General features: G+C 71.7%; 12 protein-coding genes and 1 pseudogene. 5 read left to right on the top strand and 8 right to left on the bottom strand.

The annotated features are described in order from the left end of the window. Positions 1 to 88: 88 nt before the first annotated feature. The 5 genes from IF20_RS27445 to IF20_RS27425 all read right to left on the bottom strand — a co-directional run bounded on the left by IF20_RS27445 (position 89) and on the right by IF20_RS27425 (position 6530). Positions 89 to 1429 carry a serine hydrolase domain-containing protein gene (locus IF20_RS27445; protein ID WP_052868032.1) on the bottom strand — a complete coding sequence of 447 codons (1341 nt, stop codon included), beginning with the start codon at positions 1427 to 1429 and terminating at the stop codon, positions 89 to 91. 131 nt (positions 1430 to 1560) lie between these two features. Then, complete coding sequence (locus IF20_RS27440) at positions 1561 to 2919, bottom strand: sensor histidine kinase (RefSeq protein WP_234426842.1); 1359 nt, start codon at positions 2917 to 2919, stop codon at positions 1561 to 1563. Between the two features lie 45 nt (positions 2920 to 2964). Then, positions 2965 to 3636, bottom strand: coding sequence for a response regulator transcription factor (locus IF20_RS27435; RefSeq protein ID WP_052868030.1), 672 nt, complete (start codon positions 3634 to 3636; stop codon positions 2965 to 2967). A 156-nt stretch (positions 3637 to 3792) separates the two neighbouring features. Further along, complete coding sequence (locus IF20_RS27430; RefSeq protein WP_052868029.1) at positions 3793 to 5784, bottom strand: ABC transporter permease; 1992 nt, start codon at positions 5782 to 5784, stop codon at positions 3793 to 3795. After that, entirely contained in the window at positions 5784 to 6530 is a 747-nt protein-coding gene (locus IF20_RS27425; protein ID WP_052868028.1) for an ABC transporter ATP-binding protein, read from the bottom strand. Before IF20_RS27425 ends, IF20_RS27430 begins: the two co-directional genes overlap by 1 nt. A gap of 150 nt (positions 6531 to 6680) precedes the next feature. Between IF20_RS27425 and IF20_RS27420 the strand changes: the two genes are divergently transcribed. Both IF20_RS27420 and IF20_RS27415 read left to right on the top strand, forming a co-directional pair. Continuing rightward, entirely contained in the window at positions 6681 to 7958 is a 1278-nt protein-coding gene (locus tag IF20_RS27420; protein WP_052868027.1) for a sensor histidine kinase, read from the top strand. Continuing rightward, positions 7946 to 8614: a response regulator gene (locus IF20_RS27415; protein WP_110944600.1), complete on the top strand. Its 669-nt coding sequence runs from the start codon at positions 7946 to 7948 to the stop codon at positions 8612 to 8614. Before IF20_RS27420 ends, IF20_RS27415 begins: the two co-directional genes overlap by 13 nt. A gap of 37 nt (positions 8615 to 8651) precedes the next feature. On the opposite strand, the gene IF20_RS27410 is transcribed toward IF20_RS27415, so the two are convergent. Genes IF20_RS27410 through IF20_RS27400 form a run of 3 tightly spaced genes read right to left on the bottom strand, consistent with a single transcriptional unit; the run spans position 8652 to position 11731 of the window. Continuing rightward, entirely contained in the window at positions 8652 to 9809 is a 1158-nt protein-coding gene (locus tag IF20_RS27410) for a glycosyltransferase family 4 protein (RefSeq protein WP_052868025.1), read from the bottom strand. A 27-nt stretch (positions 9810 to 9836) separates the two neighbouring features. After that, positions 9837 to 10565: an FkbM family methyltransferase gene (locus tag IF20_RS27405; protein ID WP_052868024.1), complete on the bottom strand. Its 729-nt coding sequence runs from the start codon at positions 10563 to 10565 to the stop codon at positions 9837 to 9839. After that, positions 10562 to 11731, bottom strand: coding sequence for a glycosyltransferase 87 family protein (locus IF20_RS27400; RefSeq protein WP_052868023.1), 1170 nt, complete (start codon positions 11729 to 11731; stop codon positions 10562 to 10564). The genes IF20_RS27405 and IF20_RS27400 overlap by 4 nt, the downstream gene beginning before the upstream one ends. A 200-nt stretch (positions 11732 to 11931) precedes the next feature. Between IF20_RS27400 and IF20_RS40095 the strand changes: the two are divergent. The 3 genes and pseudogenes from IF20_RS40095 to IF20_RS27390 all read left to right on the top strand — a co-directional run. Then, positions 11932 to 12128: pseudogene (locus IF20_RS40095) on the top strand (IS5/IS1182 family transposase); the annotation flags it as partial. Positions 12129 to 12671: 543 nt separating this feature from the next. Beyond that, positions 12672 to 13367, top strand: coding sequence for a TenA family transcriptional regulator (locus tag IF20_RS27395; protein ID WP_052868022.1), 696 nt, complete (start codon positions 12672 to 12674; stop codon positions 13365 to 13367). A 499-nt stretch (positions 13368 to 13866) separates the two neighbouring features. Next, on the top strand, positions 13867 to 15063 hold the full coding sequence (locus IF20_RS27390) for a cytochrome P450 (RefSeq protein WP_052868021.1): 1197 nt from the start codon (positions 13867 to 13869) through the stop codon (positions 15061 to 15063). Positions 15064 to 15189: the final 126 nt, after the last annotated feature.

Here is a 15189-nt window from a genome sequence, read left to right as displayed (position 1 = left end):
CGTCGGAAGGGGAGCGAAGGGGGAGCGGTCCGGGGCCGGGGCCGGCCGGTGCGCGGACCGTGGCGGGGTGCCGGCGGGACGGGTGCGGTTACGCAGCCGTCGTCCGCCGGGCGGAACGACCGCCGAGCTGCATGAGAGTGACGTCGCCGGTGGCGGGGTCGGTGACGAACCGGCCGGAGAAGGGCGCGGTGCCGGTGTCCGTCCGCCGGGCGGTGAAGACCAGGTCGGCGTGGACGGTCAGGTCGGCGGTGAGCCCGGTGGCGTCCGTCAGGCGGAGCGTGGCGCCGTCGTGGTGGGTGCGTACGGCGAACGAGGTGTCGCCGTTGCGGTAGTCGCCGGCGAAGCGGCCGAGACCGGAGGAGAGGGCCGGTGCGGCGGGGGTACCGGGACGGTGGTCGCCGACCGGGATCCCCTGTTCGCGGAGCACGTCGACGAGGTCGGCCCACATCCGGGTGCCGGTGGTCGCGTTGGTGGTCAGGGCGACGGCGGTGCCGCTCGCCGAATGCCACCGCACGTGGGCGGTGCCGCCGTCGACGGTGCCGTCGTGGCCGAGCCAGTGCCCGGCGGGCGAGGCGTAGTGGGCGGGGCCCATGCCCCAGCCGTCGGCCATGCCGAAGGCGTCGGCGGCGGGCAACCGGCCGGCCATCTCGGCGCGTTGCTCCTCGGGGAGCAGCGCGCCGGAGTCGGGGTGGACGCCGAGGTGCAGTGCGGCGAGGTCGGCCAGGTCGTCGGCGCTGCCGGCGAGGCCGCTCGCCGGGGCCCAGCTGTGCGGGAGGAACAGGCCGACGGGCCGGGCCGGTTGGCCGCCTCCGGGCGGGACGGCGTGGCCGTCGGCGAGGGGGCGCTGCCCGGCCGAGGGGCCGTTCACGAACACCGGGTCGATGCCGAGCGGTCGGAGGACCCTGTTCTCCAGGGCGGCCTGCCATTTCATGTCCGTGACCGCCTCGATGACCCGGCCCAGAATGTTGTAACCGGAATTCGAGTACGAGAAGCAATGGCCCGGTTCATGCAGGGTCCGGGTGGTCGCGAGGCTCGCGGTGTAACGGACGAGCGAGGACTCCTCGACATCGTCGAGTTCATGGTCGGCGACCAGTCCGGCGGTGTGGCCGAGCAGTCGCCGCAGGGTGACGGACGAGAAAGCCTCGTCCACCGCCCCGTCGAACTCCGCCACGTACTCGCCGACCGGATCGTCCCATTCCAGGTCGCCCTCGGAAACGAGCTGGGCCACCAGGGTGGCCGTGAAAATCTTGGTGACCGAGCCGTAGGCGAAAGCCATTTCCCCGGTCACCGGTTCCGCGGTGCCGGCCCGGGCCACGCCGGTGCACAGCGACCGGCGTCTCCCGGCCTGCTGGATCGTCAGCTGTGCGCCGGGGACCGAGTGGTCGTGCGCGAGTTCGCGCAATCGGTCCGCCGCGAGATGCGCTTCCACATTTCCCCCTTATAGAAGCTCCACAGTACGGCTACCCGCACCGTGTGGGGTGCGGGTAGCCGTACCACCCCAATGATCGATCAGGTGGCCGTCGCGCGGCAAGGGCTTTCGATCAGAGGAAAACTCGCACGTCAGAAGGTGTGCGCCGACCAGGGGAGGGCGGCCCGGACGGTGGTCGGGCCGCCGGGCGGACTGCTGAGTTCCAGGCGTCCGCCGAGCGCGGCGGCCCGGTCCTCGAGCCCGCGCAGCCCCGTGCCGGCCGCCATGGAGGCGCCGCCGGCGCCGTCGTCCGTCACCGAGACGACCAGCTGGTTGTCCTCTTCTTCCAGGCACACGTGAATACGCGTGGCCGACGCGTGCTTGACGGTATTGGCCAGGCATTCAGCGGTGATGTAATACGCGGTCGACTCCACGTTCACATTCGGACGCCGGTCGAGGCTGCTGTGCACCGTCACCGGTACATGGAATCGTTCGGTCAGAGCCGTCACGGCCGCTTCCAGGCCGCGGTCGCTCAAAATGGGCGGCTGAATACCCCGGACCAGATCGCGTATGTCATCGAGCGCTTTGCCGATTTCCTCGTGGGTCCGTTCGATGAGCCCGCACAGATACGCCACGTCGTCCGTGCGCCGGCTCTTGGCGCGCGAAAGGTGCATGAGCAGCACGGCCAGCCGCGCCTGTGCCCCGTCGTGCAGATCCCTTTCCAGACGGCGGTAATCGGCGTCGTTCACCCGGAGCGCCGCGACGCGCTGACGTTCCGCCGCGTCCTCCCTGCGCTGCGCTTCGGCCACGTCGATACGGCTCAGGATGCGGCGCACCATCCGGGCGCGCAGTTTCCCCATCCAGAACAACAGCCGCAGGAGCACCGCGAAGAGCACCACGGAGGCCAGCGCCACCGACGAACGCGTCACCACCCCGGTCACCAGCAAGGTGTTGCCGGGGCCGAACGCCAGCTGTTCGGGCGGTCCGATGGGCAGGGCGATGAGGAACACCACCACCGGGAGCGCCAGGGCGGCCAGCGGCAGCAACCACACCGTGCCGAGGAGCAACAGGCCGAGGTAACCGATGTCGTCCCAGCTCGCCTTCGCGCCGCGGTGCACCCACTCCCGTTCCTCGGCGGCGGCGCGGGGTGTGCCGTCCCCTTGTCCGGGGTCGGCGGCGACCGAGTGGGCGAGCAGCCGCTCCAGGTCGGCGACGGCCCGCAGCAGCGGCAGGCTGAAGGAGAGGCCGTCCCGCAGGTGCGCCACCCGGCCCGGAAGCTGCCGCAGCACTTCCCGCAGCGGGGTGTCGGGCCGGCCCGGCCGCCGTTCCCCCGCGGCGGTCACGAACCGGACCGCGGCGGTCACGGCGCGCACGCCGAGGACCACCGCCATCGGCAGGCCGACGAGCAGCAGCCAGGAGGCGGCACGCAACGCCAGTGAGACCACGAGCAAAGGGGCGAGCAACAGGCCCACCAGGCTGCCGACGGAGAGATAGATGAGGCCGGCCGCCACGCGGTATGAAGTCGGAAAAGTCACAGGACTACGCGCATCCGTGTGTTATTCGGCTAGGTCCTGGACTTTTTCTCTGCCCCGCAGGTAGTTCAATACCGCCAGTACCCGCCGATGGTCCTCGCCCGAACTGGGGATGCGCAGCTTGCTGAGGATCGACGTGACGTGTTTCTCCACGGCACGCTCGGATATACCGAGCCGGTTGACGATTCCGCTGTTGGTCAGCCCGGTCGCCATGAGTTCGAGAACCTGGCGTTCGCGCGGTGTCAGCAGCTCGGTGGCATGCTTTTCGCGAGGGCTGCCGATGAACTGCTTGAAGATATCGGAATCCAGTACGGTCTCCCCGCGCCGCACCCGGTGCAGTGCGGAAAGGAACTCCTCGAAGTCCCCCACGCGCTGCTTCAGCAGGTACCCCACCCCGGCCGGCGCGTCCCGGACCAGCTCTTCCGCGTACGTGGGCTCCACGTACTGGGACAGCAGCAGGACCGCCGTCCCGGGGCCGAGTTTCTGAATCTCAAGGGCGGCGCGAATGCCTTCGTCCGTGAACGTCGGAGGCATACGGACGTCCATGGTCACCACGTGCGGCCGGGTTTCGCGGACGACTTCCAGCACCTCTGTGGCGTCACCGAGGGAAGCGACGACATCGATTCCCTCATCGGACAGCAGCCTCGCCATTCCGGCTCGCAAGAGCGCGGAATCCTCGGCGATCACGACGCGCATGGGAGACTCCTGCTCGTAAGGATCGTGCCAACCAACTCGCGGACGCGTGCCGCCGAATGGTGTGGACAAAGTGGAGCTGTGGGGACTGCCTCAGCATAGGCGCGGCACGACCGATGACGCTACGTGGTGTCTCGTAAGTCCACAGTGTGGAAGATGTTACTGGCGAGAAGTGACCGTTGCCACGCTCACTTGCCGGAGCAAACGTCCGGATGCCGCGAGGCTCACCACCACGCCCACGACTGCACACGCGGCCGTGAGCGTTCCGAGCATCGCCCACGGCACGCTCAGCGGCGCCGCGCCGCCGAGCACGTCCAGCGACGCCCGGTGGGCACGCACACCGAGTGCCACCACCACACCGGCGATCACCACTCCCAGCAGCGTCGTGGAGAGCGTCTCCCACAGCGCCATCCGGCGCACCTGCGCCGCGCTGACGCCGATCATCCGCATGCCCGCGATCTCCCGGCTGCGCCGGCTGTACGACATCACCAAAGTGCTTGCGACCGCGATCAGTGCGTACAGCGAAGCGGGCACTGTCAGGACGCCCAGAACCAGCCGGTTGAGCCGGTCCTGACCGGTCGCCGTCCGGCCGAACCAGTCGGCGGTCGGCGTCACCCGCACCCGGTCCGGACCCAGCCGCTCGGCCAGGTCCGCGGCCTCCGCCGCGGCGGAGCCCGCGGTCTCCTCGTCAAGCAGCACCGCCGCACGCTCCGGCCCCGGGGCGGGGGTTCCCCGGGAGCCGGAGGGCAGCAGCAGCGGGGGCACAGCCGACCCGCCGTCCAGTACCGCGGTCACCCGGCCCGTCATCGGCTTCCCGCCGAAGAGGCCGTACCTGACCACGGAGCCCACGTGGTACCCGTACCAGTCGGCGAACTCCCGGGAGACAGCGACCTTCCCGGGCCCGAGGTGACCGAGGGCGCCGTCCACCACGGTGACCCGGTGGGTCCGGGCCAGTGCCACCGGGTCGGCCACCGCCGCCTGTTCCTTCCACACCGAGTCGGGCCCGGCCACCGCCACCTCCAGCGGGGCCGGCGCGGAGACCGCGGCCACCCGGTCGTCGGACCGCAACCGGTGGAGGACGTCCCGCCCCAGCGTGGCACCACCGGTGGCGGGTTCGACGACGAGCTGCGCCGCGGTGCGCGCCCGGTCGTCGGCCTCGGTCGCCGCCCCCGTTGTGGAGAGCACCGTGGTGAAGACGCCGACGATCGCGAGGATGGCCAGCACCGGGCCCACGAGGGAGGCGGTGCGGCGGCGCGAGGTGCGCACCGACTCCGCGGCGAGCCGCCCGGCCACCGGGTCCGCCCAGCGCAGCGGCAGCGCCATCAGCCGCAGCAACGGCGGCAGGTACAGCGGCCCGAACGCGGTGGCCGCCACCGCCAGCGCCATCGTGCCGAAGAGTGCCAGCGGGGTGGCCGCTTCGGCACCGGCACCGGGGGCGAGCGCCACCATCACCGCACCGGCGACCAGCGCCAGCGCACCCATCACACCGCGCCCCGCGGTCATCGTCCGGGCGTCCAGGTCCGCCTCGCGCAGCGCCTCGGTCGGCCGCACCCGGGCGGCCCGCTTCGAGGCGGCCAGCATGCCCAGTACGGCGATGACCAGACCGCTGCCCGCGGCGAACAGCAGGGGCCACCACAGGGGACCCAGGTGCAGCTCGACCGGCGACAGCCCGGTCCCGTTGAGGGCCTTCACGACGACCGGGGCGGTCCCGGCCGCCACCGCGCAGCCGACCGACGCGGCCGGCACCGCCACGGCCAGGGACTCACCGAGCACCATCCGGCGCACCTGCGGGCCGCCCGCGCCGACCAGGCGCAGCAGCCCCATGTCGCGGCGACGCAGCGCGATGCCGAAGGCGCAGGTGCCCGCGATGACGAAGACGGTGACGAATGCCGAGACCACGCCGGCCATCGCCAGTACGCTCTGCACCCCGCCCATGTCCACGTCGCCGCTGGACAGGGTGCGGGCGGTGCCGTGGCCGTCGGTCAGGGTCACCGACGCGCTCTCGGCCCGCGGTGCCGCGGGCACCGCCCAAGTGGCGGCGAGCGCCGCGGCCGACACACCGATCAGCGCCACACCGAGCGCCAGCGCCACGAACGTACCGGCGAACAGCGCCCAGTAGTGGCGCACCGACCGCACCGAGATGCGCCACATCACCGCTCCCACAGGCTCAGCTGCTGAGCGACGGCCTCGGCCGTCGGGTGGTCGAGCCGGCCGACGACCTTGCCGTCCGACAGGAACACCACGCGGTCGGCGCACGCGGCGGCGGCCGGGTCGTGCGTCACCATCACCACCGTGCTGCCCACCCGGTCGACGGAGTCGCGCAGCAGCTCCATGATCTGCCGGCCGCTGCGCCGGTCCAGCGAGCCGGTCGGCTCGTCGGCGAAGACGATCTCGGGTTCGGCCACCAGCGTCCGGGCGATCGCCACCCGCTGCTGCTGACCGCCGGACAGCTGAGCGGGCCGCCGGTCCGCCTTGTCCTCCAGCCCCACCTGACGCAACGCCTCCCGTACCCGGTCGCGCTTGACCCGGCCGCGCTGCAGCCGCAGGGGCAGCGCCACGTTCTCGTAGGCCGTCAGCATGGGCAGCAGGTTGAACTGCTGGAAGACGAAGCCGATACGGCTGCGGCGCACCACCGTCAGCTCGCGCTCGCCGCACTTCGCCAGATCGGTGTCGCCGAGCAGTACCTTGCCGCTGTCGGGCTTGTCGAGACCGGCGGCGCAGTTCAGCAGGGTGGTCTTGCCGGACCCGGACGGCCCCATCACCGCGGTCAGCGCCCGCTGGGGGAAGCCCAGGCTGACCTCGCGGAGCACGGGTACGGCGCCGGCGGCGCTCGGGTAGCTCTTGGAGACGGCGGCCAGCTGGACGGCGGGGAGCCGGATGTCGGTGAGCAGTGCCATGCTTCCAGTCCAACAGAAGCGGCGGTCCTGGTCAGTGGGGCTTCGGCGAATCATGGGGGGAGGGTTTTCCCTACCACCGGCCGGGCCGCCGGGCCGGTTAGAGTTCCTGCTGGACCAGTCCGCCGCACGGTATCCCGGAGGGACCGCATCATGACCGTCGCCGTCTGGGAGGCCATGCGACGGCGCCCGCTGCGCTTCGCCCTCTCCGCCTGGCCGCTGCGCGCCTGGGCGTTCCTGCTGAGTGGCACGGTCTTCGGGTCCGTGGTGCTGTTCCTGTTCGCCGCGTTGCTCTGCGCCGGTCTCGGCCTGTCGGTGGTGGGCATCGGCCTGGTGCTCCTCGCCGCTTGGGCCGTCTTCGGCATCCCGGTCGCCGCCCTGGAACGGCGGCGGCTGCTGCTGGTCGAACCGGAGCCGCTGCTCGACCCGCACGGCTCGCTGCCCGGTACGGGCGCCGTGCCGTGGGTACGCAGCCGACTGCGCGAACCGGCCACCTGGCGTGAACTGGCGTACACGCTGATCCTGGGCGCCGTGTTCACGGCCACGGGCATCGGCTTCACCGCCCTGCTGGGACTCTCGGCGATCCTGACGGTGACACCCGTCATCGTGTGGGCGATCGCTCCGGACACGGTGATGCTGGTGCCCGGGGAGCCGCTGTCCGACCCGGTCGCGGCCCTGCCGGGCAGCGCCGTCGGCCTCTTCGGGCTCCTCGTCTCGGCGTACGTGGGCGGACTGCTGGCGGGCGGCCAGGTACGGATCGCGCAGCACCTGTTGTCGGCCCGGGACGAGGACCTCAAGAGCCGGGTCATCGAACTCACCCGTTCACGCGCCCGGTTGGTCGATGCCTTCGAGGCGGAGCGGCGGCGCATCGAGCGGGACCTGCACGACGGCGCCCAACAGCAGCTCGTCGCACTGACGATGACCCTGGGCCTGGCCGAACTGGAGCTGAAGGGAGCGGAGTCGCCCGCCCGGCCGCTCATCGCCCGGGCCCGGGACGAGGCCCGCCAGGCCTTGGAACAGCTGCGCTCCCTGGTGCGCGGCATCCACCCACAGGTCCTCACCGACCACGGGCTGCCCGCCGCGGTCGCCGAACTCGCACTGCGCAACCCGATACCGGTGACGGTGGAGATGGACCTGCCGCACCGACTGCCCACCGGGGTGGAGTCGACGGCGTACTTCACCATCACCGAGGCGCTGACCAACGCCTCCAAGCACAGCGGCGCGGACCAGGTGTCCGTCGTCGGACAGCTCAGCAACGACAAACTCGTCCTCCTGATCACCGACAACGGCCACGGCGGCGCCGATCCGGCCGCCGGCGCCGGTCTGCAGGGATTGGCGGACCGGGTGGCGATTCTGAAAGGCAGGCTCATCGTGACCAGCCCCGTCGGCGGACCGACGCAACTGCGGGTGGAGGTGCCGTGCTCCGCATAGTGCTCGCAGAGGACGCCGTCCTGCTCCGCGCCGGCCTCGTCGAGCTGCTCTCCCGGGTCGGGCACGAGGTGGTCGCCGCCGTCGGGGACGCCGAGGAACTGGCCCGCGCCGTGGACGCCGACCGTCCGGACGTGGTCATCACCGACGTACGGATGCCGCCCGGCTTCCAGGACGAGGGGCTGAAGGCGGCGCTGGAGCTGCGCGAGCGGCACCCGGGCCTGCCCGTGCTCGTACTGTCGCAGTACGTCGCCACCGCCTACGCGACGCAGCTGCTCAGCGGCGGCTCGTCGGCCGCCGGCGGCCTCGGGTACCTGCTGAAGGACCGGGTCGGGGAGGTCACGGACTTCCTCGACGCGCTGGCCCGGGTCGCCGGCGGGCAGACCGTGATCGACCCCGAGGTGGTACGGGTGCTCCTCCAGCAGCGGACCGCGGACGAACCGCTCCAGCGGCTCACCCCCCGGGAGCGGGAGGTGCTGACCCTGATGGCGGAGGGCCTGAACAACCAGGCCATCGCGCAGCGGCTCACCATCACCGAGGCGTCGGTGGTGAAGCACTCCAGCAACATCTTCATGAAGCTGGAACTCGACCCGGCCGAGGGCAACCGGCGGGTGCTGGCGGTCCTCGCCCACCTCCGCCGCGAAGACCCGCCGGCCTGAGAGCCCGGGGCCCGGGCGGTGCGCGGGCCCCGGACGGTCAGTCTTTCGCGGATGCGGCCCGCAGCCGGTCCGTCTCCGGGTCGAGCAGCCGGGCCAGGCGCTCCGCCGACGCGTCCCAGGACCAGTGCTCCGCCACCCACGCGCGGCCCGCCTCGCCCATCGCGGCGGCCCGGTCGGGGTCGCGCAGCACGGCCGAGACGGCGTCGGCCACGCCCTGTACGTCCGTGCCGTCCACCACGGTGCCGGTCCGTCCGTCGACGACGGTGTCCGGCGCGCCGCCCGAGTCGCCCACGACGACCGGCAGCCCGCTGGCGGACGCCTCCAGGAACACGATGCCCAGACCCTCCGCCTCCAGCCCCGCCTTCCGCGTCCGGCACGGCATGGCGAACACGTCGGCCGCCGCGTAGTACGCGGCCGTCGCGGCGTGGTCCAGGCCCCCGGCGAACACCACGTGCCCGTCGGCGTGCTTGGCCGCGAGCCTGCGCAGCCGCCCCATGTCCGGGCCGTCGCCCACGATCACGAGCACCGCCTCGGGCACGGCCCGCCGGATGGCCGGCAGCGCCCGTATCAGCGTGTCCTGGCCCTTGCGCGTCACCAGCCGCGAGACGCACAGGACGATCCTGCGGTCCTCGATGCCGTGCCGCTCACGGACCTGCCGGGCCTGGCCGTCCGCGGGCCGGAACGCCGACGCGTCCACGCCCGGCACCAGCCGTACGAGTTCGGCGCGCGGCCCCAGCGCGGGGGCGATGCGGCGCCGGGTGTACTCACCCAGGTACGTGACGACGTCCACGTGCTCGCCTATGCGCCGCATCACCCGGCGCGCTCCCGGTGTGCGGGCCCACCAGATCTCGTGGCCGTGCGTGGTGGCGACCATCCGCCGGATGCCGCCCTGCCGCAGCGCCGGAGCCATGGCGGCGAGCGGCGCAGCGGCCCCGAACCAGACCCGGTCGCAGCCGTGCGTCCGGGCGATCTCCAGGACGCGGCGGGTGACACGCGGCGTGGGCAGCAGCATGCGGCTGCGGTCTCTGATCACCGGGAAGGGCAGTGTGGAGTCGTACGCGGCACCGCCCGGTTCGTCGGACGTGTAGACGACCACGTCGTTGCCGGGCATCCGCGCCGCCATGGCGTACACGAACGTCTCGATGCCTCCCTGACGGGGCGGGAAGTCGTTGGTGACGATCAGAGTGGTGCTCATGAGTGGTCGCTGCCTCACTGAGGGGGGTCAGGTGGTGAAGAGGTGGTTACGGCAGTCGCCGGTGACGCGCGGGGCGGATGTCCAGCTGCAGTGGTGCCGGTGGTGGGCGCGGTAGCCGAGGTCCCCGAGGTGCTGGAGCACCTCGGCGGGCGCTCCGCCGTACTTGGCCAGGTGCCGCTGCTCGGTCTCCAGCAGCACGGGCCGGTGGCGCCACAACGTCGCCGTGCCGCCCCGGAGCACCGCGAGTTCGGCACCCTCCACGTCGGCCTTGACGAACGCGAGTGCCTCCAGGCCCGCCTCGTCGGCGAGCTGGTCGAGGATGCGCACAGGAGTCCGCACGTGGCGCGGGGTGCGGAACTCCGCGTTCGGCCCCGGTTGTTCGGCGCCCTCGGTGACGTACGCCCGGCCGTGCACCGGCAGCCCCCGGCGGACCGGCAGGCTGAGCACGCCGGAGCCGGGTCGGGCGCCCAGGGCGGTGCGGTACGCGGTGACGTGGTGTGCGCCGAGGAGCCGGGCGGCCGTGCGCAGCCGGCGGCTGGGCACGGGCAGCGGCTCCACACCGTGCACCTGGCCGGAGGGCCCGGCGAGCGCGGACAGGGCCCAGGTGCAGAGGCCGTACTCGGCACCGATGTCCACGCACACCGCACCGGGACGTACGAACGCGCGCGGGCCGACGACCTCGTCCTCGACGAACGGCCGCCGGCGCGCGCCCCAGCGCAGCGCCGCCGCCACCGCGGCGGTGCGCCGGGCGCTCACCGGCCGTCCCCGACCGGTACCGACCGGGCCGGCACGGAGGCCGCCACGACGAGGCTCCGCGCGGGGGCGGTGCGCCGGACGCCCCGCACCAGCCGGGCCCACCCGGCGAGGAAGACCGGCAGGGCGAGGTAGCCGAACCGTCCGGCGGGCGCCAGGAGGAAGGCCACGCAGAGCCCGAGGGCGAGCCGGTCCGCCGCGGTCACGAGGTCGTGCGGTGGCCGGACGAAGAGGGAAACGGCGACGGCCAGCCCGCCGGTCAGCAGCAGGCCCACCGCCGCGCACCAGCCGGCCGGGCCGAGGTCGGCGAGCAGCCGGCCGGGCAGCGGACTGGCGGCCGGGGTCTCCCACTTGCCCTGCCCGAGGGGGAAGGCGAACACCTGCTGCACCAGCGGCCCCGGCGACAGCACGGCGCTGGGCAGGACCAGTACGAGCGTTCCGGCCACCGCGACGGCCGCACCGCGCACCGCTGCCCGCAGCCCCGCACGGTGGCCGAGGAGAGCCACCGCGACCGCGACCGCGGGCCACGCGGTCCACTTCATCGAGCAGGCCAGGGCGAGCGCGAGCCCGGCGGCGACCGGCCGTTGCCGGGCGGCGCACGCGAGCGCCAGGCAGAGCAGCCCGGTCATCGGCAGGTCGACGCCGCTGACCGACAGCGGCAGCGCCACGACCGGCGAGGCGATCAGGACGCCGATGGCGAGCCGGCCGGCGCCGTCCGGGCCGAGCACGCGGCGTGCGCCCCACAGGCAGCCGAGGAACACCGCGGCGCACCAGAGCCGGGCGTCGCCCAGGAAGCCGAGCAACCCGCCGCCCTCGCCCAGGACCGCCCGCGGCAGGCCGAACACCGCCATGCCCGGCAGGTACGGGGTGACCTCCGTGACCGTGTGCGGATCGGCGAGGTACGGGGTGGCCTGATGCATCGTCAGGATGCCGGAGCGCTCGATCACACCGACCTCGCTCTGCGCTCCGCCGGTCACCAGGAGCGCGACGAGGGGCACGACGACGGCGCCGCCGGAAGCCAGCCAGACCGAGGCGACCCGGCCGTACGGGCGCGACGACAGGACGGCACCCGCCGCGCAGACGTAGCCCACGCAGGCGCTCATGCCCCACACACGGTGCGGCTCGGGCGCCGTGATCAGCGGGAACACGGCGGCCCACACGGCGGCCACCAGCCACCCGCCGCACCACAACTTGCGGGTTCTCGCACACTTATGAGCCTGGTGAGTCAGCACACACCCATTGCAGCGGGAGCAGCCTTGAGGGTCATGACAGCCAGGTCGAGACTTGAGGGTCGGGTTTTCCCCACCATGCCCTGCACCGCCCCGGCGCGCTCAACGGCATCGCTCCGCCCGCCTCTTGGCCGCCTCGGCTCCTGCCGGTCGGCCGGATCGCTGTGGACCGCCCCTTCCGCTCCGGCGGACACGCGAGGCACGGAACGGACGTCCAGCTCCTCGCCGATCCGTCCGGCCGACCGCCGTGGGCCCCACCGACTTCGCCCGGCGCCGCCCACGACGTCCGGCCGCCCGGGAGCACGGCGTCATCGACGCCTTCGCCGAAGTCGGCATCACGAGCCTCTTCCAGGCGGTCCGCACCCTGCACCTGGCCGGCTCGGAGTGAGGCCGGAAACGGCTCAATGGCAGGAGGCGCGCGAAAATCCTGCTGGTAGTGGCAGTGCGCAGAGTGGGTAATCGTGGCGATGGCACCGGATAAACCTGATGCTGCTGTTTCCGGTCGACCGATTCTCTCATGCTGGTTCTCGGCGCGGGGGAGCTCCCCGTCGCAGTGCGCAGAGGAAGGACGCGAAGGTGTGCCGAAAAATCGGCCGGGAGAAGCGGGACGTCACTATTCCGGGGAATGGCTCCCGACCGAATCCCTGCTTGCATCGGACGCACCGGGACGGGCCGGCGAGAGCGTGGCGCACGCAGGGGTCCTTCGCTGTCGGAGGTGGACTGTCGACAGTCGTGACCTGACCACTGACCGCGTCATCGACACAATGCACCGGTTGCGTGCAACGGGGTCGCGTAATCAGAAAACATTTGGGTGAGCCATTCCGCACCTTGCCGGGAATCTCGGGCGGCGCGGGCCGACCTGGAGAAGGGGACGAATATCATGACCGTCGAAACCGTTGAATCGATATCCGATCGGCTCGTCGGAACCGAGGCGCACCGCGCCTTCGTCGACCACGAGTTCTTCCAGCAGGTACACGACCGCGATCTCTCACACGAGCAGGTGGAGACCTTCCTGGGCCAGTGGTGGCACCCGCTGCATTACTTCCCGACCTTCCTCGCGCGCTGCATCTCGGTTCTGCCCGACATCGAGTCCAAGAGCGCGATCACACGGATCCTTTCGCAGGAGGCCGGTGTCCGGTCGGTCAAGGCCGCCCACGAGGTGATCTATGCCGACAGCATGGAGAAGGCGGGCTACGACCGCCGGACGGTGACCGGTTCCGCGCCGTTCGCGGAGACCGCCGAGCTGTTGGCCTGGTACGAGAAGTGCTCGGCGGAGCAGTGCTCCGCGCTCGGCGGCATCTTTGCCACCGAGGTCACGGACCTGCTGATGGTCTCGGCGATCGGCGAGGCGGTCAGGCGGGAGTCCGGCACGGAGCGCAACGCGTGGGTCGACATCCACGTCACACAGGAACCCGACCACGTCGACCAGGCGACCAACGCCCTCTTCTCGGGGCTCACTCCGGAACAGGAACGGGCGGTCCTCGACTCCGCCGAGGAGATGTGGCGTCGCTGGACCGCCTTCTTCGACCGGCTGGCCGTCGAGACCGGGATGATCGCGCCTTCCGGACGCATCTAGGGAGAAGTGACTGCCGTGGCCTCCGTCATCGCCGATGCGGTGCGTACTGCCACGGGATGCGGACGACCGGACGCCGCCATGACAGGGAGCCCCATGTCCTGGCTGCTCGCCGGGCTCTTCCGCGCGCTTGCCCCACGCACCGTACCGGGGGCGCCAGGCGGACCCGGTACCGCCCGCCGTACCGCCGGCCGCGGCGGACGAGACCAGCGACGGCGTGCACGACATCGAGCCGGAACGGGGACCTGACCGGTCGGTCATCGCGTACGACCCGTGCCGCGCGCGGTCGGCGCGGCGGCGGGACCGAACGCCGGCACGCGTTCCGTGGCCGCCCACGGGGCGAGCCGATCGCCCCCGACCGTCCGGCAGGCGGTGCCGGCATCCGGTCGATGACCGTCGAGCGCTGGTGCGGACAGTCCAGTCCGACAAGGGGGTTCTCAGTGACCCATGCGGTCTCCGCCGAAGAAAGCGTTCGACACTCACCACGCGAAGGAGCTGACACGTGACTGCCCCCGTCATCACCGGGCTGACCGATCCCCATCTCTATTCCCACGGCGATCCGCATGCCACCTGGGCACGGCTGCGCAGAGAATGCCCGGTCTCCTGGCACGACGAACCGGATCACGAACCGTTCTGGGCGGTCACGACCTATGACGAGGGCCTTGAGGTACTGAGCGACTGGAAGCGGTTCACCTCGACCAGGGGAACGTTCCTGCGGCCCAACCTCTCCGATCCGTACCCCGGTGCGGGGGTGATGATGACGCTTTCCGACCCGCCCCGGCACGATGTGATCCGAAAGGCGGCAGCAGCCCTTTTCACGCCCAAGGCGGCCGCCAGGTTCCGGGCCAGGGCGACAGAGGTGTCGCGGGCGCTGTTGAGTGGTGTCGTCGACGCCGGGCCCCACGACTTCGTCAACGACGTCGTGGCACCGTACCCGCTCCAGGTCATCGCCGGTCTGCTCGGTGTCGAGGGTGAGGATGTGGAGCGGATCGCCGGCTACGCCGAAGCGGCCGTGGGCAACATCGTGGACCTGGACGGGACGGCCGCGCAGCGGGCGCACCTCGAGGTGCTCGCCTACTACGCCGACGCGATCGAGGAGCGCAGGGCGCGACCCACCAACGACGTGGTGTCGGCGTTCGTCCTCGCGCAGGCGGACGGGCTGGACATCACCGACGACGAGATCATCCTGACCTGCGACAACCTGGCTGTGGCCTCCGGGGAGACGACGCGCCAGGTGCTGAGCGGCGGGCTGCTCGCGCTGCTCGCCAACCCGGTGCAGATGGCCGCGCTGCGCTCCGGGGCGGTCTCGCTCAAGCCGGCCATCGAGGAGCTCGTGCGCTGGACGACGCCGGTGAATCACCTCATGCGCACCGCTGTCGCCGACACCTCTCTCGGTGGCGTCGAGATCAAGGAAGGTCAGGCGGTGAGCGTGTGGTTGCCGTCGCTCAACCGGGACGAGAAGGTGTTCGACCGGCCGATGGAGCTCCAGCTGGACAGGAGCCCCAACCGGCACGTGAGTTTCGGCGGCGGTCGCCATTTCTGCATCGGCGCACCGCTGGCCAGGGTGATGATCAGGGTCTTCCTCGAAGAAATGATGCGCAGCGTGGCGAGGATCGAGCAGGTCGGTGAGGTGCGACGCACGCCGTCCTACGTCACCAACAGTCTCGACTGCCTGCCCCTCGCGTTCTATTCCAAGTGATCAGAATTTCCCAGCTCAACTGACCTTTCTTCCAGCACTGTTCAACTGGCCGGAACGTGAACGGCTGCTGGATATGCCAGCACCATCCTGCCGCACAAGGGGGGCGTCAATGTCCGTGTATCACGA

It is taken from the genome of Streptomyces niger (assembly GCF_000718305.1).
Classification (GTDB): Bacteria; Actinomycetota; Actinomycetes; order Streptomycetales; family Streptomycetaceae; genus Streptomyces; species Streptomyces niger.
This window is presented reverse-complemented; position numbering and strand designations above follow the sequence as displayed.

Coding starts and splice junctions, on each gene's coding strand:
- IF20_RS27435 (WP_052868030.1), bottom strand. CDS start 3,636: ATGCGCGTCGTGATCGCCGAGGATTCCGCGCTCTTGCGAGCCGGAATG.
- IF20_RS27430 (WP_052868029.1), bottom strand. CDS start 5,784: ATGTGGCGCATCTCGGTGCGGTCGGTGCGCCACTACTGGGCGCTGTTC.
- IF20_RS27425 (WP_052868028.1), bottom strand. CDS start 6,530: ATGGCACTGCTCACCGACATCCGGCTCCCCGCCGTCCAGCTGGCCGCC.
- IF20_RS27420 (WP_052868027.1), top strand. CDS start 6,681: ATGACCGTCGCCGTCTGGGAGGCCATGCGACGGCGCCCGCTGCGCTTC.
- IF20_RS27410 (WP_052868025.1), bottom strand. CDS start 9,809: ATGAGCACCACTCTGATCGTCACCAACGACTTCCCGCCCCGTCAGGGA.
- IF20_RS27395 (WP_052868022.1), top strand. CDS start 12,672: ATGACCGTCGAAACCGTTGAATCGATATCCGATCGGCTCGTCGGAACC.